This window comes from Vibrio sp. T9, from assembly GCF_003123985.1.
Taxonomy (GTDB): Bacteria; Pseudomonadota; Gammaproteobacteria; order Enterobacterales; family Vibrionaceae; genus Vibrio; species Vibrio diabolicus.
Window position 1 is genome coordinate 307,355 of record NZ_NIGY01000006.1, and the last position, 23,284, is coordinate 330,638.

Annotated in this window: 23 protein-coding genes; 17 read left to right on the forward strand and 6 right to left on the reverse strand. The window is 45.0% G+C overall.

The features are described from left to right. Positions 1 to 92 precede the first annotated feature (92 nt). From CBX98_RS14375 to CBX98_RS14390, 4 genes are read left to right on the forward strand one after another with little or no spacing between them, the layout of a single operon-like run. On the forward strand, positions 93 to 689 hold the full coding sequence (locus CBX98_RS14375) for an LON peptidase substrate-binding domain-containing protein (RefSeq protein ID WP_005380253.1): 597 nt from the start codon (positions 93 to 95) through the stop codon (positions 687 to 689). Then, a complete protein-coding gene (locus tag CBX98_RS14380) occupies positions 686 to 2,044 on the forward strand; it encodes a DUF4397 domain-containing protein (protein WP_109169584.1) in 1,359 nt (452 codons plus the stop codon). Before CBX98_RS14375 ends, CBX98_RS14380 begins: the two co-directional genes overlap by 4 nt. A gap of 44 nt (positions 2,045 to 2,088) precedes the next feature. After that, complete coding sequence (locus tag CBX98_RS14385) at positions 2,089 to 2,673, forward strand: RNA polymerase sigma factor (RefSeq protein ID WP_005380255.1); 585 nt, start codon at positions 2,089 to 2,091, stop codon at positions 2,671 to 2,673. Then, entirely contained in the window at positions 2,670 to 3,329 is a 660-nt protein-coding gene (locus tag CBX98_RS14390; protein ID WP_109169586.1) for a ChrR family anti-sigma-E factor, read from the forward strand. Before CBX98_RS14385 ends, CBX98_RS14390 begins: the two co-directional genes overlap by 4 nt. 63 nt (positions 3,330 to 3,392) lie before the next feature. Here CBX98_RS14390 and CBX98_RS14395 read toward each other — a convergent pair whose 3' ends face one another. The 4 genes from CBX98_RS14395 to CBX98_RS14410 form a co-directional block, all read right to left on the reverse strand. Next, the gene (locus CBX98_RS14395; protein WP_006742554.1) at positions 3,393 to 4,745 is read right to left on the reverse strand and encodes an MFS transporter; all 1,353 of its coding nucleotides are present in this window, start codon (positions 4,743 to 4,745) and stop codon (positions 3,393 to 3,395) included. A gap of 71 nt (positions 4,746 to 4,816) precedes the next feature. Then, positions 4,817 to 5,362 (reverse strand): peptidylprolyl isomerase, encoded by a 546-nt coding sequence (locus tag CBX98_RS14400; protein ID WP_053809811.1) that lies wholly within the window; start codon positions 5,360 to 5,362, stop codon positions 4,817 to 4,819. Then, positions 5,362 to 5,931: a YajG family lipoprotein gene (locus CBX98_RS14405; protein ID WP_012841484.1), complete on the reverse strand. Its 570-nt coding sequence runs from the start codon at positions 5,929 to 5,931 to the stop codon at positions 5,362 to 5,364. The genes CBX98_RS14400 and CBX98_RS14405 overlap by 1 nt, the downstream gene beginning before the upstream one ends. Before the next feature lie 32 nt (positions 5,932 to 5,963). Further along, positions 5,964 to 7,118 (reverse strand): methyltransferase, encoded by a 1,155-nt coding sequence (locus tag CBX98_RS14410; RefSeq protein WP_109169588.1) that lies wholly within the window; start codon positions 7,116 to 7,118, stop codon positions 5,964 to 5,966. 243 nt (positions 7,119 to 7,361) lie between these two features. On the opposite strand from CBX98_RS14410, the gene bolA reads away from it, so the two are divergent. The 11 genes from bolA to dinB all read left to right on the forward strand — a co-directional run bounded on the left by bolA (position 7,362) and on the right by dinB (position 17,008). After that, the gene (gene bolA / locus CBX98_RS14415; RefSeq protein ID WP_005380262.1) at positions 7,362 to 7,670 is read left to right on the forward strand and encodes a transcriptional regulator BolA; all 309 of its coding nucleotides are present in this window, start codon (positions 7,362 to 7,364) and stop codon (positions 7,668 to 7,670) included. A gap of 473 nt (positions 7,671 to 8,143) precedes the next feature. Continuing rightward, the gene (locus CBX98_RS14425) at positions 8,144 to 9,484 is read left to right on the forward strand and encodes a Na(+)-translocating NADH-quinone reductase subunit A (RefSeq protein ID WP_041853022.1); all 1,341 of its coding nucleotides are present in this window, start codon (positions 8,144 to 8,146) and stop codon (positions 9,482 to 9,484) included. A gap of 5 nt (positions 9,485 to 9,489) precedes the next feature. Beyond that, positions 9,490 to 10,734, forward strand: coding sequence for an NADH:ubiquinone reductase (Na(+)-transporting) subunit B (locus CBX98_RS14430; RefSeq protein WP_006742551.1), 1,245 nt, complete (start codon positions 9,490 to 9,492; stop codon positions 10,732 to 10,734). Continuing rightward, a complete protein-coding gene (locus CBX98_RS14435) occupies positions 10,724 to 11,494 on the forward strand; it encodes a Na(+)-translocating NADH-quinone reductase subunit C (protein ID WP_006742550.1) in 771 nt (256 codons plus the stop codon). The genes CBX98_RS14430 and CBX98_RS14435 overlap by 11 nt, the downstream gene beginning before the upstream one ends. Next, entirely contained in the window at positions 11,494 to 12,126 is a 633-nt protein-coding gene (locus tag CBX98_RS14440) for an NADH:ubiquinone reductase (Na(+)-transporting) subunit D (RefSeq protein ID WP_005380269.1), read from the forward strand. Before CBX98_RS14435 ends, CBX98_RS14440 begins: the two co-directional genes overlap by 1 nt. A gap of 7 nt (positions 12,127 to 12,133) precedes the next feature. Beyond that, positions 12,134 to 12,730, forward strand: coding sequence for an NADH:ubiquinone reductase (Na(+)-transporting) subunit E (gene nqrE, locus CBX98_RS14445; protein ID WP_005380270.1), 597 nt, complete (start codon positions 12,134 to 12,136; stop codon positions 12,728 to 12,730). Between the two features lie 33 nt (positions 12,731 to 12,763). Beyond that, positions 12,764 to 13,987, forward strand: coding sequence for an NADH:ubiquinone reductase (Na(+)-transporting) subunit F (gene nqrF, locus CBX98_RS14450; protein ID WP_005380271.1), 1,224 nt, complete (start codon positions 12,764 to 12,766; stop codon positions 13,985 to 13,987). Between the two features lie 155 nt (positions 13,988 to 14,142). Beyond that, positions 14,143 to 15,147, forward strand: a complete 1,005-nt coding sequence (locus tag CBX98_RS14455) for an FAD:protein FMN transferase (protein ID WP_065645499.1) — start codon at positions 14,143 to 14,145, stop codon at positions 15,145 to 15,147. 22 nt (positions 15,148 to 15,169) lie between these two features. Further along, positions 15,170 to 15,403, forward strand: a complete 234-nt coding sequence (gene nqrM, locus CBX98_RS14460; RefSeq protein WP_005436655.1) for a (Na+)-NQR maturation NqrM — start codon at positions 15,170 to 15,172, stop codon at positions 15,401 to 15,403. 231 nt (positions 15,404 to 15,634) lie between these two features. Then, a complete protein-coding gene (locus CBX98_RS14465) occupies positions 15,635 to 15,868 on the forward strand; it encodes a DUF2789 domain-containing protein (RefSeq protein ID WP_012841486.1) in 234 nt (77 codons plus the stop codon). A gap of 111 nt (positions 15,869 to 15,979) precedes the next feature. Then, the gene (gene dinB / locus CBX98_RS14470) at positions 15,980 to 17,008 is read left to right on the forward strand and encodes a DNA polymerase IV (protein ID WP_242446588.1); all 1,029 of its coding nucleotides are present in this window, start codon (positions 15,980 to 15,982) and stop codon (positions 17,006 to 17,008) included. On the opposite strand, the gene CBX98_RS14475 is transcribed toward dinB, so the two are convergent. Beyond that, positions 17,005 to 18,930, reverse strand: a complete 1,926-nt coding sequence (locus CBX98_RS14475; RefSeq protein ID WP_172605973.1) for a RecQ family ATP-dependent DNA helicase — start codon at positions 18,928 to 18,930, stop codon at positions 17,005 to 17,007. The two genes, dinB and CBX98_RS14475, sit on opposite strands and share 4 nt — an antisense overlap. Positions 18,931 to 19,006: 76 nt before the next feature. Here CBX98_RS14475 and CBX98_RS14480 point away from each other — a divergent pair, with 76 nt between their 5' ends. Together CBX98_RS14480 and CBX98_RS14485 are read left to right on the forward strand one after the other, a co-directional pair. Beyond that, positions 19,007 to 19,486, forward strand: coding sequence for a GreA/GreB family elongation factor (locus CBX98_RS14480; RefSeq protein ID WP_109169655.1), 480 nt, complete (start codon positions 19,007 to 19,009; stop codon positions 19,484 to 19,486). Positions 19,487 to 19,547: 61 nt separating this feature from the next. Next, positions 19,548 to 20,291, forward strand: a complete 744-nt coding sequence (locus tag CBX98_RS14485; RefSeq protein WP_005385316.1) for a YggN family protein — start codon at positions 19,548 to 19,550, stop codon at positions 20,289 to 20,291. Positions 20,292 to 20,418: 127 nt separating this feature from the next. On the opposite strand, the gene CBX98_RS14490 is transcribed toward CBX98_RS14485, so the two are convergent. Next, entirely contained in the window at positions 20,419 to 22,965 is a 2,547-nt protein-coding gene (locus CBX98_RS14490) for an Ig-like domain-containing protein (protein ID WP_109169592.1), read from the reverse strand. Between the last annotated feature and the right edge of the window lie 319 nt (positions 22,966 to 23,284).

A 23,284-nucleotide genomic window follows, 5' to 3' on the forward strand; every position in this document is an offset into this window, starting at 1 on the left:
CTTTTTAAGCCAGTCGATTAACCAACATAAATCGTTAGTGATCGGAGTGATAAGGGATTCGTATGTATCGGTGAATCAAAGAGGACGTTTGAATGAAAGAAGTCATGTTATTCCCACTCACTTCAGTTGTACTCCCTGAAGGTAAAATGAATCTGCGCATTTTTGAGCCACGATATAAGCGAATGGTAAAGGAATGCAGCCTACAAAATGTGGGTTTTGGAGTTTGCCTAGTAGGTAGTGAAGGTGACCCTAAAGACGTGGGAAATGTTTCATCTATCGGAACTTTGGTCAGGATCGTTGATTTTGAAACACTCAGTGATGGTCTTCTTGGTATTACAGTCGCTGGTGAGAAACGCTTTGTTGTCAAACGAGTTCGTGCAGATGCGGACGGCTTACGCCATGCAGAGGTCGAATGGTTAGACAATTGGCAACATCCAGACAACTCACCAGATTTCTTCTATTTAAGCCAGCAGTTATCCCATGTTTATGAAGAGTTTCCTCAACTTGGAAACCTCTACCAGCATCGTTTTTACGATGACTCAGCTTGGGTGACCCAGCGCTGGCTTGAATTACTTCCCTTAGACTGCAATCTGTTCGAACAGCTCGTTGGCGCAGAGAACTGCATTCCTGCGTTGCAATTTCTGACAGAAGCCATAGAAGCCCCGACTAACAAAGAGGCAAGGATATGAAAGGATTTAGCAGAGCTGCGCTAACTATGGTGGCGGCATTAGGACTGGCGGCGTGTGGCTCCGACAGCGACACCATCGAGTATTCCAATTTGCAAGCAGTACATGCGTCTTCTGATGCGCCGCTTGCAAATGTGTGGATAAACGATAAATCATCATTGACAGGTGTTGATTATGGTATGGGTTCTGGTTACATGAAGTTACGTGAGGGCATGAACTCCATTCAAGTTGATGTTCAACTTCCAGGCGATGAAACCGCGACCGTAATACCTAAAACAGAACTAGACCTTGATTCAGACCTCAATTACAACGTGTTCGTTGTTGGTGATGCCGATGGTTCGCCAAACCCAGTAGAACCTTTAGTTGTGACTCGCAGCGCCGATTCAATGGCTGATGCCAATAGTTTAGATGTTCAAGTTGTTCATGCAGCGTCTGGCGTTCCTGCCGTTGATCTCTACGTCACCGAGCCCGGGGCTGATCTTGCTAGCGCGACACCGCTTATGAATCTTGCATACAAAGCATCTACAGACGTATTGAACATCCCCGCTGGTGAGTACCAAGTTCGACTTGCTTTTGGGGATAGCGTTGCTTTTGACTCGGGCACAGTATCTCTTGCTGCTAATTCAAACTTGACGATTGCCGCTATCAGTACCGGAGATTCAAATAGCACGTCACCGGTTAAGCTGTTGGTATTGGATGGTTCAGGATCTTCTATAATCGAGGATATGGGCAGCCAAGCAGAAGTAAGAGTTGGACATCTTGTCGATGGAGCGCCAATCGTCGATGTCAACGTTAACGGGGCGGCCTTCGGTCCTTTTGCCGACTTAGCGTTCAAAGAGATTCGTGGTTATTTGGATCTAGATGCTGGCGCTTACGATATTGACGTTTACGTGGATGGCACAACAACCAATCCTATTATCGATGTTGACGGATTAATGGTTGCGGGCGGAATGGATTACAGTGTTTACGCGGTCGGTGTTGTTAGCCCAGCGATTGATATCGAACCTCTAGTTGTTGAAGACATGAGACGTGCAGTGGCAACTAGCGCGACGCTGAATGTGACACATGCGGCGGCGAATCCCGTAGCGGAAATGGTGGATATTTATCTCACTACAAGCGCTGGAATAGATGGAAGTGATCCAACTATTGCTAATTTTGCGTACAAAGATAGTGTTCAGGGATTATATGTCGCTGAAGGTACCTATTATGTAACCGTGACAGTGGCAGGCGATCCAAGTACGGTTGCTATTGATTCAGCACCTGTCAATGTGATGAATGGTGTTGTGTATCAGGTGGTTGCCATTGACGATGGGAACAACGGTGGCTTCAACTTGTTGGTTGATGACGTGACCGATTAGGACGAATGGGAGGAGATGACTCCTCCCTAAAATTAAGGCCGATTATGATGAGTGATAGCCCAAAAAAACTGGGGCGCAGTGATTGGAACGATTACATGGACAAAGTGAAGGCTCGAGATAAAGACGCGTTCGCTTTTGTATTCCGTTTTTACGCACCCAAGCTGAAGCAATTCGCTTACAAACATGTTGGTAATGAGCAAGTTGCTATGGAGATGGTGCAAGAGACCATGGCGACAGTTTGGCAGAAAGCGCACCTCTATGATGGGGAAAAGAGCGCGTTATCGACTTGGATATACACCATAATCCGAAACCTATGCTTTGATCTGTTAAGAAAGCAGAAAGGTAAGGAGTTGCACATTCATTCTGATGACATTTGGCCGTCAGAATATTATCCACCAGATCTTGTTGATCACTATTCACCAGAGCAAGACATGTTGAAAGAACAGGTGGTTAAATTTTTAGATATTTTACCGAAAAATCAGAGAGACGTTTTACAAGCGGTGTATCTTGAAGAGCTACCTCATCAGCAGGTCGCTGAATTATTTGATATACCCCTCGGTACCGTAAAATCCAGGCTGAGGCTTGCAGTAGAAAAGCTAAGGCATTCAATGCATACGGAGCAACTATGAACAAACACCCAGATAACAGCTTGTTAGAAGCATACGCTTCGGGAAGCATTGATGCAGTTTCTGGTCTTGTGGTCGCAACCCATTTAGAAACATGCACCAAGTGCCGAGCTTATGTGAACCATGTCGAAGCCAGCCAAGCGAATATCGTGAGCGACATCCCCTCTGAATATGTCCCTGAATTCGACGATATGTTCAATGATATTATCAATGCGGAGCCAGCGACAGATAACATCGTTATACGAGATCCTGCCGCAGTGAATGTTGCAGGAAAGAGCTTTGAGCTTCCCAAAACCTTAGCGCGTTTCTCTGACCTTGTAGGGTCATGGAGAAGTTACGGAGGCAAGGTTTTCAGTGCTCAGATTGATCTAGGGGAAGATGCTCGTGTTAGCTTAATGTACATCGGGGAAGATGTGCAAATTCCTCAACATACGCACAAAGGCTTAGAATCTACATTGATCCTACATGGTGGGTTTAGTGACGAGGATGGCCAATATGAAGAGGGCGATTTGATGATTAGAGACGCATCAGTGAAGCACAGCCCTTACACTAAGGTCGGAGAAGACTGCTTGTGTTTAACCGTATTGACCGAGCCGATGATCTTTACTCAAGGTGTGGCACGTATATTTAATATGTTTGGTAAAGGGCTATACCCATAGACCTCTTATCTCATATCTCGCAAAACAAAAACCACCGAATTCGGTGGTTTTTTGATGCGCTTCTTAGTGCTTGTGACGTGCTTTTTCTAATAAAGCATCAAAGTAATGTCGTAGCGAGTACAACATAATCAAGCTTGGCACGACCATAACAGCGGTAAGCACAAAGAACGTGCTCCAGTCATTGAGGTAGTCCACCAGTTCTCCACTGAAAGAAGCAAGAGTCGTTCGTCCGAAGTTCCCCAAAGAGGCAAGCAACGCATACTGAGTTGCCGAGAATGCTTGTCCGGTTAGAATCGTCAAAAATGAAACAAAAGCGACAGTTGAGAAAGCAGTCGTAAAGTTATCGACAATAATCGTGGCTAAGTACAAGTGCTCGTTTGGGCCTACCGACGCAATCCAAGCAAACATCAAGTTGCTGGCAGACATAGCAATACCGCCGATCATTAATCCACGTACAATACCAAACCTGACGTTGAACATGCTTCCGACAAAGGTAAAGAAGATAGTGGCTCCCCATCCGATCAGTTTGGAGTAATAACCAATTTGTTCGTTACTAAAACCAATATCTTTATAGAACGCGATCGACATCCTGCCCAAAAACGCTTCGCCAATTTTGAATAGGAAAACGAACAGCAAAAGAGTAATCGCGACACGGACGCCATTGCGATTAAAGAAGTCAAGGAAAGGTTCTACAACAGTCACAGTAAACCAAGCCACGACTTTTGAACCAACCACTTCTTTGTGGCGTTGTTCAGCGGCAGACTGAAGTTGTTCGCGTTGAGTCTTCGGTTCACCGACTAAAATCGTAAAGACCATTAGAATGCCGACTATCACCGCCATCCCGTAATACACGCCATTCCAACCGACGCTATCAGCATTAACAAACGCTAAATAACCCGGTAGTGAATAACCTGTCCACCAGCCAATGACCGCCATTGCAGAAGCTTGTGGCAGCTTAGATTCTTCTGATTTTGGGAAAGTATCAATACGAAAAGCATCTATCGCGATGTCTTGTGTGGCTGATGCTGTTGCAATACACAAGGCGAGTAGAGACGCAAACACCAAGTTCTCTGCTGGATTCACGCCCGCAATAAATACCGTCGCGACGAGTACTATACTTTGACAGAAGAAAATCCAGCTACGCCTTTGTCCAAGTAGTCGATAGAGCACTGGTAGCTTCACCCGGTCTACGAGTGGCGCCCAGAGAAAGTTAATTGCATAAACCGCAAAGACACTACCAAAGTAGCCTATTGCGGATAGGGTCAAACCAGCGTCTTTTAGCCAGCCAGACATATTTGAACCGATAAGTACCCACGGAAAGCCGCTAGAGCAGCCCAACATGAAAACCCACATGAGTCGTTTATCGAGGTAACTTTTTACCGTTTCCAACCAAGTGATGGAAGGTAATGAAGACATAAATCAATCCAATAAAATGAAGCCGTTGAAAGAGAAAGCCCTTCGATTATTCAAAGGGCTTATCGTTTTGGCTATTTAAGTAGTGTTGCTTTAGTGATGACGATTTGAGTCTCGGGAACATCACGCATACCGCGAGTCGTCGTAGTTGGCTGTTTTGCCATTTTTTGGATAATGTCGAATCCTTCCGTGACCTCGCCAAATACCGCATAACCCGGTGGACGAGCGCCGTAGTTTAGAAAATCATTGTCGACTAAATTGATAAAAAACTGACGAGTAGCAGAGTCAGGCGCGTTGGTGCGTGCCATTGCAATCGTCGCACGGTCGTTATTTAAACCGTTATTACCCTCGTTTTTGATTGGAGCGTAAGTCTTCACCATTTGCATATCTTGGTTAAAGCCACCACCTTGCGCCATAAAGCCTGGAATAACGCGGTGAAAAATAGTGCCTTCATAGCTACCGTCTTCTACATATTTCAGGAAGTTCGCTACCGTAATCGGCGCTTTATCTTCATTCAGTTCGACAGTAAATGAACCTAACGTTGTTTCAAACGCCACTTTTGGTCCAGCCCAAACGCTGCAGCTGAGTAGCGCGAGAGAAAGAATTGCCTTGCGTAACATTAGAAACGCTCCTGCATGTATTGACGAAGCTCAGGATCATTGGCAATTTCTTTAAGTGTTAATGTCACTACATCATTCAGTGTTTGCTCAATGTCGGCATCAGACGCACTCAATGTGCCAGAACGCTTCGCAGTGCCTGTGTAAGTTTTGACCAGTTTACCTTCTGGTGTTTCTGCGGTGATTTCAAGCACGACTTTCGCATCCATCTCATTTTCCATCACCGAATGTTTTACGTTAACTAATGCTTCTTGAACGTTTAATTCAATTGCATTGTTGCTGTTTAGATCGGCATGGAAGCCTTGAGATGAAAACTGCTTCTCTAATGCTTCTTCTAACGCAATACGTAAATTCTGTTTAGCATGAAGAGGAAGAATGTTCGAACGGCCGTTATCCACCAACGCCACGTACTGCGCTGCACGTACATCTTTGCTGGTCAAACTGTAAGTCTTGCCTTGAACAATTGGATTGGTGCTCAGTGTGCTTTCTGGCATCAAATTCAGCTGAGGCTGTTGAGGCGCTGAACACGCAGCAAGCAACGCAACCGAAGCCGCAAGTACCAATTTTCTCATTTTATTATTCCTTTTAACTATTTTGCTAAAGCTTATTTTGCGCTTAATTTAGCAGGATTTTTTGTGGCCTGTAAAATCACAAACTTATTGTTGGAAGCGATAAGTTTCACATTCTTATCGCCAAACAGCCGTTTTAGTTTTGCGTCGTAACCAAGATGACGATTTCCAATCACCAGTAACTTACCACCTTCACTTAATACTTGCTTTGCATCACAGAACATTTGCCAAGCAATATGATCGGTGATGGCCTGCTGTTGATGAAAGGGTGGGTTACACATAATCATAGAGCAGCTGTTGTGTTTAAAACCGTCCAAACAATTGTTTGCAACACACTGTATGTCTCTATTTTCACCAAGGTTATCTAGCAGGTTCTGCTTCGCGGACTCAAGCGCCATAAAGCTTTCATCAACACATGTTAATCGAGCATTCGGATTCAGCTGACCAAACTTCACAGACAGAACGCCATTACCGCAACCGAGATCGATAACATTATCTATCAATGGGTCTTGAGGTAGGTGCTGCAGCATAAAACGCGCACCTAAATCTAAGCTTTCTCCTGAATAGACATTTGGCATGTTCTTGAGTTCGATATCTTCGCCATCAACGCGCCAAGTCGTGAAAGGACTTACTTCAATTGTTGGTTCAACCGTTGCTTGAGCAAATACCAATCGGTGCTTTTTCCAGGCCAGAGATGTTTTTGTCTCACCCAAATATTTTTCAAACAGTTTTAGCGTTGAAGTATGAATGTCTTTCGCTTTATTAACTGCAATGACGGGGCAGGATGCAGGCAGTGCTTTTCTTAACTGACTGAGTATCCAAACGAGGTGACGGTTACTTTTTGGCAGTTGCAGCAATACGAGTTCAGTATTGGAAGGTACGGGGTCCATCGTGGTTGCAAACGCTACCTTATTGCACTGGTTTTGCTCAAGGTTCTGCTGCACACCTTTATGAGAAATGAATGAATCACTCATTAGCGTTACATGGTGCTTTTCTGAAAACCAGCAGGAGAGGGCACCAAAGCTGTCATTAATCACGAGGATGTTTTGATTGTTTGGCAAAGCAAGTTCTTCAACATGATTAATAAGATACTCATCACCGGCATCCCACGCTTGTAGAGTTTCATTGCTGCGTTTTGGGAAACGATGAAGTGTTAAGCTTCGCTCGTGAAGATTCAGTTCGGTTTTCATAGCTAAATGTAAGTTGATTTAGAAATTAAGTGTTATTGTCGCAAATGATGACGTGTCGAGATACAAAAAGCTGTCAAATTTTACGTGTTCAGTGGTGGTCGCTCTCTAGGCATGTTCATGGCGTCAAGCGCTTTGAAATCAGTTGAACGTAAAATGCATCAATAATGAGAGTGATGTTTGAGTGATACACGTCTGCTTTACTTAGGTATATACTTATGGAATTCGCATCAATGAGGAACGAATATGATCCAAGAAATCATAGAGAAGAAACTACACAGTGAGCTGCAACCAAGCTATCTCAAAGTGATTAATGAGAGCTACATGCATAATGTGCCACCAGGCTCGGAGAGTCACTTCAAAGTGATTGTTGTGAGTGATTCGTTCGCGGGACAGCGTTTGATTGGACGCCATCGCCAAGTTCATCAAATTTTGGCAGATGAGTTAGATAACCACATTCATGCACTAGCTATTCATACATACACTGATGAAGAGTGGAAGCGTGAACAAGATGGCGCTCCTGATAGCCCTATGTGTATGGGTGGCGGTCACTAAAGACGCAAAATATAAAGGTGCAGAGAAAAGGTGGCTAAGGCCATCTTTTTTCGTTTTACATTCTTTAGGGGCATTGATGTGGCACAAATTCTGGTTAAAAAATGTGTTAACAGTGTTTCAACAAATGAATGGAAATTGCAGGATATTTCAGGCGATGAATATGACTTTTCCATAAGATATGTATGGAATATGGCATTTGTGCGATCGGTCAAAGTTATGACTATTCTTTGACCTTTTAGACCTGATTCTACCGAAATAACCCCTCTATTCTAATGATTGGTCATGGCATCAAGTTCCTAAAAAATGCTAGACTACGGCACCTGATAAATCTCGCGTATTCCTTGTGACGAGATTTTTAATAGGATGTTGCGATTTTGATGTTTAAAACAACATCAAAACCGGACACTGATGTCGTGTCTAAAAGTTACGCAATCAAAAGAATCTTTTTCCCGATAAAAGTAGTGCAAGTGCGTATGATTACAATAAAGAAGGGCTTGGATCTTCCTATCGCAGGAACTCCATCCCAGGTGATTAATGATGGTAAGACCATCAAAAAAGTCGCCTTGCTTGGCGAAGAGTACGTTGGCATGCGTCCTACAATGCATGTCCGCGTTGGTGATGAAGTGAAAAAAGCGCAAGTTCTTTTTGAAGATAAAAAGAACCCTGGCGTGAAATTTACTGCACCAGCAGCCGGTAAAGTGATCGAAGTTAACCGTGGCGCTAAACGTGTCCTTCAATCTGTAGTGATTGAAGTGGCAGGTGAAGAGCAGGTGACATTTGATAAGTTCGAAGCCGCTCAACTTTCAGGTCTAGATCGTGAAGTGATCAAGACTCAGTTGGTTGACTCTGGCCTATGGACCGCTTTACGTACTCGTCCGTTTAGCAAGGTTCCTGCAATCGAGTCTTCTACTAAGGCTATTTTCGTAACTGCAATGGATACTAATCCATTAGCAGCTAAGCCTGAGTTGATCATTAATGAGCAACAAGAAGCATTCATTGCTGGTCTAGACATTCTTTCAGCCCTGACAGAAGGCAAGGTTTACGTATGTAAATCTGGCACTAGTTTGCCACGCTCTTCACAGTCTAACGTAGAAGAACACGTCTTCGATGGCCCTCACCCAGCAGGTCTTGCTGGCACCCACATGCATTTCCTATACCCAGTGAATGCAGAAAATGTGGCATGGAGCATCAACTACCAAGACGTTATCGCGTTCGGTAAGCTGTTCCTAACTGGTGAGCTATACACAGATCGTGTTGTGTCTCTAGCTGGTCCAGTTGTGAATAACCCTCGTCTAGTTCGTACCGTAATCGGTGCAAGCTTAGATGACCTAACAGATAACGAGCTGATGCCTGGCGAAGTTCGTGTGATTTCTGGTTCTGTACTGACAGGTACACATGCAACTGGTCCACACGCATACCTTGGCCGTTACCATCAACAGGTTTCTGTATTACGTGAAGGCCGTGAGAAAGAACTATTTGGCTGGGCAATGCCTGGTAAGAATAAGTTCTCGGTAACTCGCTCTTTCCTTGGTCACGTATTCAAAGGTCAGTTGTTCAATATGACAACGACGACCAATGGTAGTGATCGTTCAATGGTTCCAATTGGCAACTACGAACGCGTAATGCCTCTAGATATGGAGCCTACTCTGCTGCTTCGTGATCTATGTGCAGGTGATACAGACAGTGCTCAAGCACTGGGTGCGCTTGAACTGGATGAAGAAGATCTAGCATTGTGTACCTTTGTATGTCCAGGTAAGTACGAGTACGGTACGTTACTTCGTGAATGCCTAGATACTATCGAGAAGGAAGGGTAATTTTCATGGCTCTTAAAAAGTTTCTTGAAGACATCGAGCATCATTTTGAGCCTGGTGGTAAACACGAAAAATGGTTTGCCCTGTACGAAGCTGTAGCAACAGTTTTTTACACTCCAGGTATCGTAACAAATAAAAGCTCGCACGTTCGTGATAGCGTTGACCTAAAACGTATCATGATCATGGTTTGGTTTGCGGTATTCCCAGCAATGTTCTGGGGTATGTACAACGCGGGTGGCCAAGCTATTGCAGCGCTTAACCACATGTACGCTGGTGATCAACTAGCGACAGTTATCTCTGGTAACTGGCACTACTGGCTAACTGAAATGCTGGGCGGAACGATTGCCGCTGATGCAGGGGTTGGCAGTAAGATGCTACTAGGTGCGACCTACTTCCTACCTATCTACGCAACAGTATTCCTTGTTGGTGGTTTCTGGGAAGTGCTTTTCTGTATGGTGCGTAAGCACGAAGTAAACGAAGGCTTCTTTGTTACTTCTATCTTGTTCGCACTTATCGTTCCACCAACGCTACCTCTATGGCAAGCGGCACTAGGTATCACATTTGGTGTTGTTGTTGCGAAAGAGATCTTCGGTGGTACAGGTCGTAACTTCCTTAACCCTGCACTTGCAGGTCGTGCATTCCTATTCTTCGCTTACCCAGCGCAAATCTCGGGTGACGTAGTATGGACTGCAGCTGACGGCTTCTCTGGTGCAACTGCTCTTAGCCAATGGGCTCAAGGTGGTAACGGTGCTCTAGTTAACACAGTAACTGGTTCTCCTATCACTTGGATGGACGCTTTCATCGGTAACATCCCTGGCTCTATTGGTGAAGTATCGACTCTAGCTCTAATGATCGGTGCAGCGATGATCGTTTACATGCGAATCGCTTCATGGCGCATCATTGCGGGCGTAATGATCGGTATGATTGCAGTATCGACTCTGTTTAACGTGATCGGTTCTGACACTAACCCAATGTTCAACATGCCATGGCACTGGCACCTAGTTCTAGGTGGTTTTGCATTCGGTATGTTCTTCATGGCAACGGACCCAGTATCAGCGTCATTTACTAACAAAGGTAAATGGTGGTACGGCATCCTGATTGGTGCAATGTGTGTGATGATCCGTGTAGTTAACCCGGCGTACCCAGAAGGTATGATGCTGGCGATTCTATTCGCGAACCTATTCGCACCTCTGTTCGACCATGTAGTGATTGAGAAGAACATCAAGCGGAGACTAGCACGCTATGGCAAGTAATAACGACAGCATTAAAAAGACGCTGGGTGTTGTTATCGGGTTGAGCCTTGTTTGTTCAATCATCGTATCAACAGCAGCAGTAGGTCTGCGTGATAAGCAAAAAGCTAACGCTGTCCTAGATAAGCAATCAAAGATCGTTGAAGTTGCAGGCATTGACGCGAACGGTAAGAAAGTACCAGAGCTATTTGCTGAGTACATCGAACCTCGTCTGGTAGACCTTGAAACAGGTAACTTTACTGAGGGTAATGCATCTACGTACGATCAGCGTGAAGCATCAAAAGATGCAGAACGTTCAATCGCATTGACACCAGAAGAAGACGTCGCTGATATCCGTCGTCGTGCGAATACAGCAGTGGTGTACTTAGTAAAAGACCAAGATGAAGTCCAAAAAGTTATCTTGCCTATGCACGGTAAAGGACTATGGTCGATGATGTATGCCTTTGTAGCCGTTGAAACTGATGGTAACACTGTGTCTGCTATTACTTACTACGAGCAAGGTGAAACTCCTGGACTTGGTGGTGAAGTAGAGAACCCTTCATGGCGTGATCAATTCATTGGCAAGAAATTGTACAATGAAGATCATCAGCCAGCGATTAAGGTCGTGAAAGGCGGCGCACCGCAAGGTTCTGAGCACGGTGTTGATGGCCTATCAGGAGCAACGCTCACTAGTAATGGTGTTCAACACACATTTGACTTCTGGTTAGGTGACAAGGGCTTTGGTCCTTTCCTAGCAAAAGTTCGTGACGGAGAACTTAACTAATGTCTAGTGCACAAAACGTTAAAAAGAGCATTCTAGCGCCAGTATTGGATAACAACCCAATCGCGCTACAAGTTCTTGGTGTATGTTCTGCTCTTGCAGTAACAACTAAACTAGAAACAGCTTTTGTAATGACGCTAGCGGTAACATTTGTAACTGCGTTGTCTAACTTCTCTGTTTCATTGATCCGTAACCACATTCCTAACAGTGTGCGTATCATCGTTCAGATGGCAATTATCGCATCGCTAGTAATCGTGGTAGACCAGGTGCTAAAAGCTTACCTATACGATATCTCTAAACAGCTCTCTGTATTCGTTGGTCTGATTATCACTAACTGTATCGTAATGGGTCGTGCTGAAGCATTCGCAATGAAGTCTGCACCAGTACCATCTCTTATTGACGGTATTGGTAACGGTCTAGGTTACGGCTTCGTTCTTATCACTGTAGGTTTCTTCCGTGAGCTATTTGGCTCAGGCAAACTATTTGGCCTAGAAGTTCTACCTCTAGTGAGCAACGGTGGTTGGTACCAGCCTAACGGCCTAATGCTACTAGCACCATCAGCATTCTTCCTAATCGGCTTCCTTATCTGGGTAATCCGTATTCTGAAACCAGAACAAGTAGAAGCGAAGGAGTAAGGACGTCATGGAACATTACATTAGTCTGTTAGTTAAATCGATTTTCATCGAAAACATGGCTCTGTCTTTCTTCCTAGGTATGTGTACTTTCCTTGCCGTATCTAAGAAGGTTAAGACCTCTTTCGGCCTAGGTGTTGCAGTTGTGGTAGTACTGACTATCGCTGTTCCTGTGAACAACCTAGTATACAACCTAGTTCTGAGAGAGAACGCGTTAGTTGAGGGCGTGGACCTTAGCTTCCTAAACTTCATCACCTTTATCGGTGTAATTGCAGCACTTGTACAGATTCTAGAGATGGTTCTAGACCGTTTCTTCCCACCTTTGTACAACGCGCTAGGCATCTTCCTACCGCTGATCACAGTAAACTGTGCAATCTTCGGTGGTGTATCTTTCATGGTACAACGTGACTACAACTTTGCTGAATCTATCGTTTACGGTTTCGGCTCTGGTGTGGGCTGGATGCTAGCAATCGTTGCTCTTGCAGGTATCCGTGAGAAGATGAAGTACTCTGACGTACCTCCAGGTCTACGTGGTCTTGGTATCACATTTATCACTGTAGGTCTTATGGCGTTAGGCTTTATGTCTTTCTCTGGTGTTCAACTGTAAGTCGGGTAAACCGCAACAATTAAGGAATAGTCAATGGACATTATTCTTGGTGTAGTGATGTTTACTCTGATCGTACTTGCACTAGTACTAGTGATTCTTTTCGCTAAGTCTAAGCTTGTACCAACAGGTGACATTACAATTTCTGTGAACGATGACCCTTCTCTGGCGATCGTTACACAACCAGGTGGTAAGCTACTGAGTGCTCTAGCCGGTGCTGGCGTATTCGTATCTTCTGCTTGTGGTGGCGGTGGCTCATGTGGTCAGTGTCGCGTAAAAGTTAAATCAGGTGGCGGCGACATCCTACCAACCGAGCTTGACCATATTACTAAAGGTGAAGCGCGTGAAGGTGAGCGTCTAGCGTGTCAGGTTGCTATGAAAACTGACATGGACATCGAGCTTCCTGAAGAAATCTTCGGCGTTAAGAAGTGGGAATGTACCGTTATCTCTAACGATAACAAAGCGACATTCATCAAAGAGCTTAAGCTACAAATTCCAGATGGCGAATCAGTACCTTTCCGTGCTGGTGGTTACATCCAGATTGAAGCACCTGCTCACCACGTGAAATACGCAGACTACGATATTCCTGAGGAATACCGTGAAGACTGGGAGAAGTTCAACCTTTTCCGTTACGAGTCTAAAGTTAACGAAGAGACAATCCGTGCATACTCAATGGCTAACTACCCAGAAGAGCACGGTATCATCATGCTTAACGTTCGTATCGCGACTCCGCCGCCGAACAACCCAGACGTACCACCAGGCATCATGTCTTCGTACATTTGGTCTCTAAAAGAAGGCGACAAGTGTACTATTTCTGGTCCATTTGGTGAGTTCTTTGCGAAAGATACAGATGCAGAAATGGTATTCGTTGGTGGTGGTGCTGGTATGGCTCCAATGCGCTCACACATCTTCGACCAACTTAAGCGTCTGCACTCTAAGCGTAAGATGTCTTTCTGGTACGGCGCACGTTCTAAGCGTGAAATGTTCTACGTAGAAGACTTCGATATGCTACAAGCTGAGAATGATAACTTCGTATGGCACTGTGCACTGTCTGATCCACTTCCAGAAGATAACTGGGATGGTTACACTGGCTTTATTCACAACGTTCTTTACGAGAACTATCTACGTGATCACGAAGCGCCAGAAGACTGTGAATACTACATGTGTGGTCCACCTATGATGAATGCGGCTGTTATCGGCATGCTAAAAGATCTAGGTGTAGAGGATGAAAACATCCTACTAGATGACTTCGGTGGTTAATCCCTCCAAGTGATTGAATCTATGGCTAGCTCTCTAAGAGCTAGCCATTATTTTTTGTAGAAGTAAAAATAATATTCAACAGTTGATATAGGTAATTGGATTTAAGTAATCGGTCCCATTCCCCATATCAATTCAACAACATTGGGAGTTAACAAGTGAAAACGTGGCTTGTTGCATTCGCTTCTCTATTGATTTTGGCTGGCTGTGAGCAGCCAGCAGATCAAATTCATCTAAGTGGCCCTACCATGGGGACTTCTTATAACATCAAGTATATCGAGCAAGATGGTATTCCTACGCCAAAAGCGATGCAGACGGAAATTGATCGCTTACTGGAAGAGGTTAATGATCAAATGTCGACTTACCGTGATGATTCAGAATTAAGTCGCTTTAACCAGCATCAAACGAGTGAGCCATTTACTGTATCGACACAAACAGCAACCGTAGTCAAAGAAGCGATTCGTCTCAACGGTCTTACTTTAGGCGCATTGGATGTGACAGTCGGTCCTTTAGTTAACCTGTGGGGCTTTGGCCCAGAAGCTCGCCCTGATGTCGTTCCTACAGATGAAGAGCTAGCGGCACGCAAAGCCAATACTGGCATTCATCATCTATCTATTGATGGCAATAAATTGTCCAAAGATATTCCTAACTTGTATGTCGATTTATCAACTATTGCTAAAGGTTGGGGGGTTGACGTGGTTGCTGACTACCTTCAATCTGAAGGGGTTCATAACTTCATGGTAGAAGTGGGCGGCGAAATGCGCCTCAAAGGCGTGAATCGTGAAGGCGTGCCTTGGCGCATTGCGATTGAAAAGCCGACTATTGATGAGCGCTCAATTCAAGAAATTATTGAGCCAGGGGACATGGCAATTGCAACAAGTGGTGACTATCGTAATTACTTTGAGAGTAATGGTGTGAGATACTCTCATATTATTAATCCAAGAACAGGCAAACCTATTCATCATAAAGTGGTGTCTGTAACGGTATTAGATAAATCGTCGATGACTGCTGATGGTCTTGCAACTGGTCTTATGGTGCTAGGTGAAGACAAAGGCATGGCAATTGCGAACGAAAATAATATTCCTGTTTTCATGATTGTGAAGACGGAAAATGGTTTTAAAGAGCTGGCTTCGGAAGCATACAAGCCGTTCATGAAGAAATAACAACAGAAGTGAGCATGTTCTTATGAGTACATTTCTAATTACGTTTGCGGTTTTTGTTGCGGTAATCGCAGCGATGGCTGTTGGCTACATCTTCCAGAAGAAAGTGGTGAAGGGTAGCTGTGGCGGTCTTGGTGCAGTAGGTATTGAGAAAGTATGTAACTGTCCAGAACCATGTGACGCGCGTAAGAAACGTGAAGCACGTGAAGCGGCGCGAGCTGAGAAATTGGCTGCATGGGAAAAAGATCGAATTGCTTAAGTATCGATCATCCAAATAGTAATACAAAATAACCCAGCCAAAGCTGGGTTTTTTTATATTTCTCGCTCTACTTCTCTGAGAGTTTATACTTTGCTTGCTACGTTTAATCTAGGATGACCGGAAGCTTAAGTCGGTGCAGACTTCACAGCCAAGTCATTTCCCTTTAATCACCGTACTTAACTGTTATTTGGTTATATACTCAAACTAAAGCGCGTCAACTTAGGAGGAAATATGGAAATGCATCAACACGGTATGGCTGAATTGTTTCAACAACTAGGCCTCGGCAGCTCTCCTCAAGAGATAAAGGACTTTATTAACGAACATCGGCACAAAAGAGCTTCAGCCCCTCTGCATGAAGCCAGCTTTTGGACAAGTTCGCAAGCCACATTTCTCAAACAAGCCATTGAAGAAGACGCAGACTGGGCAGAGTTGGTCGATCAGCTTGATGTGATGTTACGAGATTAAAGCACGTTTACAAACTCTCATTTCTATCAAGGCAGATTTAATTTATACTGTGTTTTTGAACAGTGTTTAATGGCTATGTCAGACCGAATCAGAAAAATCATTCACGTCGATATGGATTGTTTTTATGCTGCCGTTGAGATGAGAGATAATCCTAGTTACCGTGGCATTGCACTCGCCGTTGGCGGTCATGAAAAACAGCGTGGCGTGATTAGCACCTGTAATTATGAGGCGCGCAAATATGGCGTTCGTAGTGCAATGTCAACGGCGCGTGCATTACAACTCTGCCCCCATTTACTAGTCGTTCCCGGTCGAATGCACGTGTACAAACAAGTCTCTCAGCAGATTCGTGCTATTTTTGAGCGTTATACGCCTATCATTGAACCTCTATCATTAGATGAAGCATACCTCGATGTCACGGACTCGACAGCTTGTCGTGGCTCCGCAACGTTGATCGCAGAGTCTATTCGACGCGACATTTGGAATGAGCTTGGACTGACGGCATCGGCGGGCATTGCACCGATTAAGTTTCTTGCCAAAGTCGCCTCTGATATGAATAAACCCAACGGTCAGTTTGTTATCCCGCCAGATAAGGTTCAGGATGTTATCGATACACTTCCGCTGGAAAACATTCCTGGTGTTGGGAAGGTGAGTCTTGAGAAGCTACACCAAGCGGGCTTTTATCGATGTGAGGATATTAAAAACAGCGACTATCGTGAATTGCTGAGACAGTTTGGTCGTCAGGGAGCCTCTTTATGGCAGCGTAGCCATGGAATTGATAATCGAGAGGTCGTCGTTGAGCGAGAGAGGAAATCCGTCGGTGTGGAACGGACATTTAGCCAGAATATCTCGAGCTATGATGAATGTTGGCAAGTGATCGAGGATAAACTTTATCCTGAACTCGAGAAACGCTTAGAGCGTGCAAGCCCAGATAAATCGATTATTAAACAAGGTATTAAAGTTAAATTTGCCGACTTTCAACTGACAACAATTGAGCATATCCATCCGCAATTAGAGCTTGAGGACTTCAAGATCTTGTTAAGAGATATTCTTAAGCGCCAAAACGGACGAGAAATACGCCTTTTAGGCTTGAACGTGATGCTCAAGCCCGAGAACCAAGCGCGTCAATTGAGCTTTTTCTAGGCTCTTACTGCTTCTACCTGATCTAATACTTGCTCAAAGCTTGTGCTGGCCATCGCACCATAACCCGCCAGTTTTGAAGCTTTTAGCTGGCTAATTAAAGGGGTACTAATGCCACACAAGAAGCGGGCGACAGCATCATTGCTGATAGTTGAAGGGGAGAGCTGAATAAATTCCTGCACCCACATTGCTACTTGAGGTGGCTCAATATCCTCATTTTGTGGTGTTGGGAACGAAGCGACTTGACCACGACACACGGAGCAGTGACCACATTGCTCTGGTGCATTGTGATCAGCAAAGTAGTTCGCCAATTGTGAGCTCAAACAGTGCTCTGACTGGAACAAGCGCAGCATGGTGTGAATTCTTTCGATATCTTTGCTTTCTTTGGATTGGAACAGTTCATACAGTTGTTGGATTAAAACATCAGAACTCTGTGTGGTTGGCAAAACAGAGTACACGTCGGTCAGTTGTTTGCTCTCTAGCTCTATCCAACCATTCTGGTGAAAATAGTCGAGGGCTGCGACAACTCGGTTGCGTTCCGATTGATAGTTCATCCATAACGCTTCTAGGTCAACTTGGCACCACACTTTTGCTTTTTGCGAACAGGAGAAAATAGCCTCCACGAATTGACGTCGCTCGCCTTGAAATTGATTCACAATAAATTGCTGATCGTGCAAAAACTTAAAGCGATATTCCGCAAAGTAACTGTATTTTGCTTCAATGAGTTGATGTAGCTCCAAATAAACCAACAAGGTTTTGAGTGGCAATTGGCGGATATTACTTTCACGCGATAAACGCAGTGGCACTACCTCCCATTGTGGAGCATGTTCTTTCGCTTGCTCGACTACATAGTTAATCGAGGTTAGTTCAGGTGTGTCACCATAGACAAAGTTCTCCAACACCGTTAAGCCGGACGTATTGCCCAGCAGAATGCACTCAGAACGTTGCCCGTCCCTGCCTGCACGTCCAATCTCTTGTGCGTAGTTCTCGATCGATTTGGGTAAGTCGAAGTGAATGACGCGGCGGATATCAGATTTATCGACCCCCATACCAAATGCAATCGTTGCAACAATACAGTCAATTTGGCTATCCATGAACTGCTGTTGGATTTGTTCACGGATGTCGCTTTTCATACCAGCATGGTACGCGTGAGCATTAATGCCAATATGGATTAGTGATTTTGCTACTTGCTCTGCTGTCTGCTGTTGTGTCACGTATACGATAGTTGGAAGCTTAGGTGAAGAGGCGATGATCTCACTTAGCTTTTCTTGTTTCGTTGCTTCCTCGCACGGGAGCACCGAGATATCCAGATTGGATCGGTAGAAGCCTGTAACGGTGATATGTTCACTGGCAATATCGAACTTTTGTTGCATGTCTTCAATAACTGCGGGCGTTGCCGTTGCGGTGAGAAGCAAAGATTGTGGGATGTTCAGTTCACGTTGATATTGCGGTAGCTTGAGATAATCAGGGCGAAAGTTATGTCCCCATTCTGAAATACAGTGCGCTTCATCAACCACCATCAAAGAGATCGGTACTTGGCGAATGAACTCACGAAAACGCTCGTTCTTTAGGCGCTCAACAGAAATCATCAATATTTTGATCTGTCCATTTTTTACCCCTGCAATGACGCGTTGTGACTCTTCTCTGCTTTGACTGCTATCGATAGAAGCGGCCGGGATCCCTTTACTTTGCAAAAAGTTCAGCTGATCTTTCATTAGCGCCAACAACGGCGAGATCACCAACGTAAGATTGGGCAATACGGTTGCTGGCAATTGGTAACAGAGAGACTTACCCGAACCTGTAGGAAAGATGGCCGCAGCAGAGTAACCATTCATAACCGCTTCAATAACAGGTTGTTGACCTTGGCGTAATGAGTCAAAACCAAATACGGATTGAAGTGTTTGATGCAGCGAGTCGCTTTGCATAATAGGGAAACCTTTCTTTGATGGTAAACTTAGGTACATTAACACACCCTGAGTGCCAAACGCGCGTCCTAAAAGTATGAACAAAGCTGACTTAGTCCAAATTATCATCCAACATCTGGAAGAAAAACTTCAAGTGGCCCATGCATCTGCTCAGCGAGCCATTGATGCCGCGACAGATGAAGAAACTGTTCCCGAGCATAAGTACGATACGTTAGCACTTGAAGCCGCGTATCTTGCTCATGGACAAGCCATGCGAATCCAAGAGAGTGAAGACGAGCTGCGTCAATATCGCGCTCTAGTGACTCGCGACTTTAAAGGCGCACCTGTTGGTGTAGGTGCTTACGTCGTTCTCGCAGATGAGAATTTGCTTGAAAAGCACTTCTTTGTAGGCCCTTGTTCTGGTGGTCTGACTGTTAAATATCAGGCTCAGGAAGTCTTTGTCTTAACAGCAAAATCTCCTCTTGGTCGAGCGTTATTCGGGAAAGAAGAAGGCGATGAGATTGATGTAAAAATAGGAGAAAAAACAACTTGTTACGAAGTCGTGACGGTTTGCTGACATCTCATGTATCACTCAGTGTTATGTTTAACACGAGTAATGTTAAATAAAAGAGAATGACATGAAAAAGCTTTTTACACTCTCATTGCTGATGGTCAGTGCTACTGGTTATGCAGCGCAGTGTCGTGTGGACATCAATAATGAAGTCCGTATGGATGGGCAAAGCTTGGAAATTCGCCAAACGACAGGTGATAAAGCTGTCGTGGATGAGGATAACAACCTATTCATCAAAGGTGAGCTAATTGAACTCAATGCCGACCAAAAAGCGGCAATTGAAGACTATCGCGAAAAAATGAACGCGTATATTCCACAAGCAAAGCAGTTGGCGAGTGATGGTTTAGCGCTTGCAAATGACATCATCGATGATGTCGCGGAAAGCCTAGACGCACCTGGCGCGTTTGATAACGTCAAAGTCGCAGTACAGGACTTTTTCGCTGATGTTGAATCACGTTACTACAAAGATGGTGATTTCATTCTACCAGCGGAAAGCTTTGAGTCCATGACACAAGGGTGGACTGAAGACTTTGCAAAAGCACAAGAGATCTTCAATAAAGAGTTTTTAGCGAGTTCGTTGGATGCTTTATCGAAAAAAATGAAGGAAGAGGGGGGAATAAACCTCACTGCATTATCGGAGAGTATGGCTGAACTCAGCGCGAAAGTAGAAGAGCGTTTAGCTGAGCATTCGAAAGAGGTAGAGCAACAAGCAGAAGACTTGTGCGACTCGTTGGATGACATGGCAGGGCAAGAAGACGATTTGTTGAAGAAAATCCCTGAGCTAAAAGATTACCGAGTATTTACGATTTAATTACCCTTTAAAAGTAAAAAACTTGATGCGATAAAGAAAGAGAGCACTATTGTGCTCTCTTTTCGTTTTTACATACTTGAACAAGTAATGAAAGCAAGACGATGTTATTCGTTTGCTCATTAACAACTTACTGCGCGTTCATCTGAGTGAGTTTATCGCCGACAGGTTTTGAGAAGTTAAAACCATCATGCTGATCCCAGTTGATAGACCACGTCATTACCCCTGCATAATTCGGGTAAATGAACGCTGGTTTAACGGTGCCACATGAAGTGCCTTTGGTTAAACAATCTAGTGCGCTGATAATATTCTGTGTCGGAGCCTGCCCTGAATTTGCTGAGCTAGGACCTGAAGGTAAGCCGATTGCGACTTGAACATCACGTAGTGGTGCAAACTGAGTGCCGTCGGCCAATTCAAAGCCTTCGATAAGCATTTTAGATTGCGCTACCATCATATCCACAGAGCCTTCTGGTGCACTGCCTGGCATATATGGGTTTGGCAAACCACCGTTGTTATATAGCTGGACGTGAAGCAGGTCGAGCGTGCTGCGTGTCTCATTAATCACAGGAATGTAAGCTCCCCAAATACCGCTGTAAGCCACATAGCCGCCTTGAACATAAGGATGCTCAGGTGCCATGGTTAGGTACATATCGCCACCCATGTTTTGCTCTATTTGAAGCAAAGCACGACCAAGGCGAGCTTGAATTTGCGAGCCATGAACCAAGTTAGATCCACTCTCTAAATCCACATCAAGACCATCAAAGCCCCACTCAGCGATAAGACCTGTTAGGCTAGAGACAAAGTTGGCTTCGTCTTGATCGGTATTCAGCGTAATCGTGCCTTCTGCGCCACCAAGAGAGAGAACAAACTTTTTACCTTTAGCTTGAAGCGCTGCCATGTCTTGTTTGAACTGTGCTGGGTCGAGCGCTGGACAATCGCTGTAAATATCGCCTGAATATAGATTAAAGTGCACGGTACCATCACTGTTGCGGTCATTTTCGGCAAAGGCAATATCAATCACATCCCACGCATCAGCCATATCCGCTAGACGAATTGGACAGCCAGCCCCATTTACAAAATTGTGCCAGTAACCGATGAGTTTATGACGTTTCTCTGCTTGCTCAACCACCGTTATTGCTGCTGCGTCAGACAATGCATTGCTTCCTGACAAATCCACAGCTTGGGCGCTAACTGTAAAGTTACCAAGTGCAGTTGGTGTCCAGTTGGCTGTGTAAGGTGCCGTGGTATCGGTTGCAACAATAGAGCCGTTGATCATGAAATCAACGTGTTTAATGCCTGAGGTTAAAGACGTTGCATCGGCACTTAATGCGAGGTTTTTGCCTAAGCCGACGGTTTGACCGCTACTTGGTGAAGTCAGTGAGACGACCAAATCTTTATCGCTGACTTCCACACCAACCAAGGACTCTGACGTGTTGTTATCATTATCGGTTGCGACGGCTTTAAGCTGGTTAGCGCCAATAAGTGTGGCGTTCCAAGTAACGGAATATGGTGCTTGAGTGGTGACCCCTAAGCTGGTGTTGTTCGCAAAAAACTCAACTTGCGTGACTGTGCCATCAGCATCGCTTGCGTTAGCCGTGATTTCGTTATTGCTGCCAGCGAGCACGACTTGTCCATCCGTTGGTGCCGTAATGGTAACTTGCGGTGGCGTCGAACAAGCACCTAGGCCACTCCAAGCATCTTGCCAGTATAGCCCTTCACCTGGTTCGTAAGCCCATGTCGCATCCGAGGAACACCAACCCGCAACGTCACAACGATATTTTTGGTTGAGGTGAGAAACTAGGTCGCCAACTTGATAAATCGTGCCCGCCGCGTAAGGCGCTGCATCTGCACATCCGCCCGTCCCTGTTTCTGAATTACTAACAACAAGCGTTACTTCTTGGCTCATGGTTGCGAGGTTTGTGTCATCAGTCGCTTGTGCTTTAAACGAATGTGTACCAGCACTCGCGGTCCATTGATATTCGTAAGGTACGCTGGTATCAATTGCGACGGATTGATTGTTCACGAAGAACTCAACTTGTGTGACCACACCATCAATATCATCAACTTGAGCGGCCACCGTGAGGTTCCCACCCACGTTAAGCGCTTCCGTTCCCGATGGGCTTGTCAGTGAAATACTAGGTGGTGGCAACTCGACTTGTGGTTGAACTTGGATAGAAATCGTCGTGGTGGTAACGGCTCCCTCATTATCGGTCGCAATCGCGGTCAATTGCGAGACACCTTCAATAGCGGTCCAAGATGCTTCGAATGGTGCTTGAGTTACCACAGCAACCGTTTGGTTGCCTGCAACAAACTCAACTTGTGCGATTTGGCCATCTTCGTCGGCTGCGTTGGCTAGCAAGGTGATCGCACTGCCTTCGGGAATTTGTGCGTTGTTTGTTGGAGAGGAGAATGACACTGTTGGCTCTAGATTGTTGCTTCCACCATCACATTGCCCTAACGCTTTCCATGCCTCCCAAGCCCCTGAATTGGTAACAGGGTCATTGCCTTGCGTCCAATACGCGGCCTCGTAAGCGGCTCCTTGCGTTTTTACTAAAGTGCCCGATGTATAAGTCGCAGTGCTGTCCCAGTCGGGTAAGCTTTGGCAGTTATAGGCTTGAGCTTGGTAGCTGACGCTGAGTGCTGCAACCATCGCTCCGTGAAGTAGAGTGACCTTCATTTTCCTCTCCTTGAGTCATGGATATAAATGAGAACAGAGTAATAACTAGCTGATAAATAGACATAAGGGGGAAAAAGCGAAGCACAATATTCTGCTTTTCGACACAGTATCACGAGGAACTATTCGTTCCTTACACCAAAGCTCATTATTTTTCGGCTCACTTCACGATGGGAGAATCACAAATTCTAGGCGTGTGAAAAAGACAAAAGTCGCCAGGTCTTAGAATGATGAATGTGAGATGTACGTTAAAATTTACAAGCTGAATGACTGTGAATTGTTTCAACTGCCGAGTATTTAACCGGAGTGATCTTGTTGAATA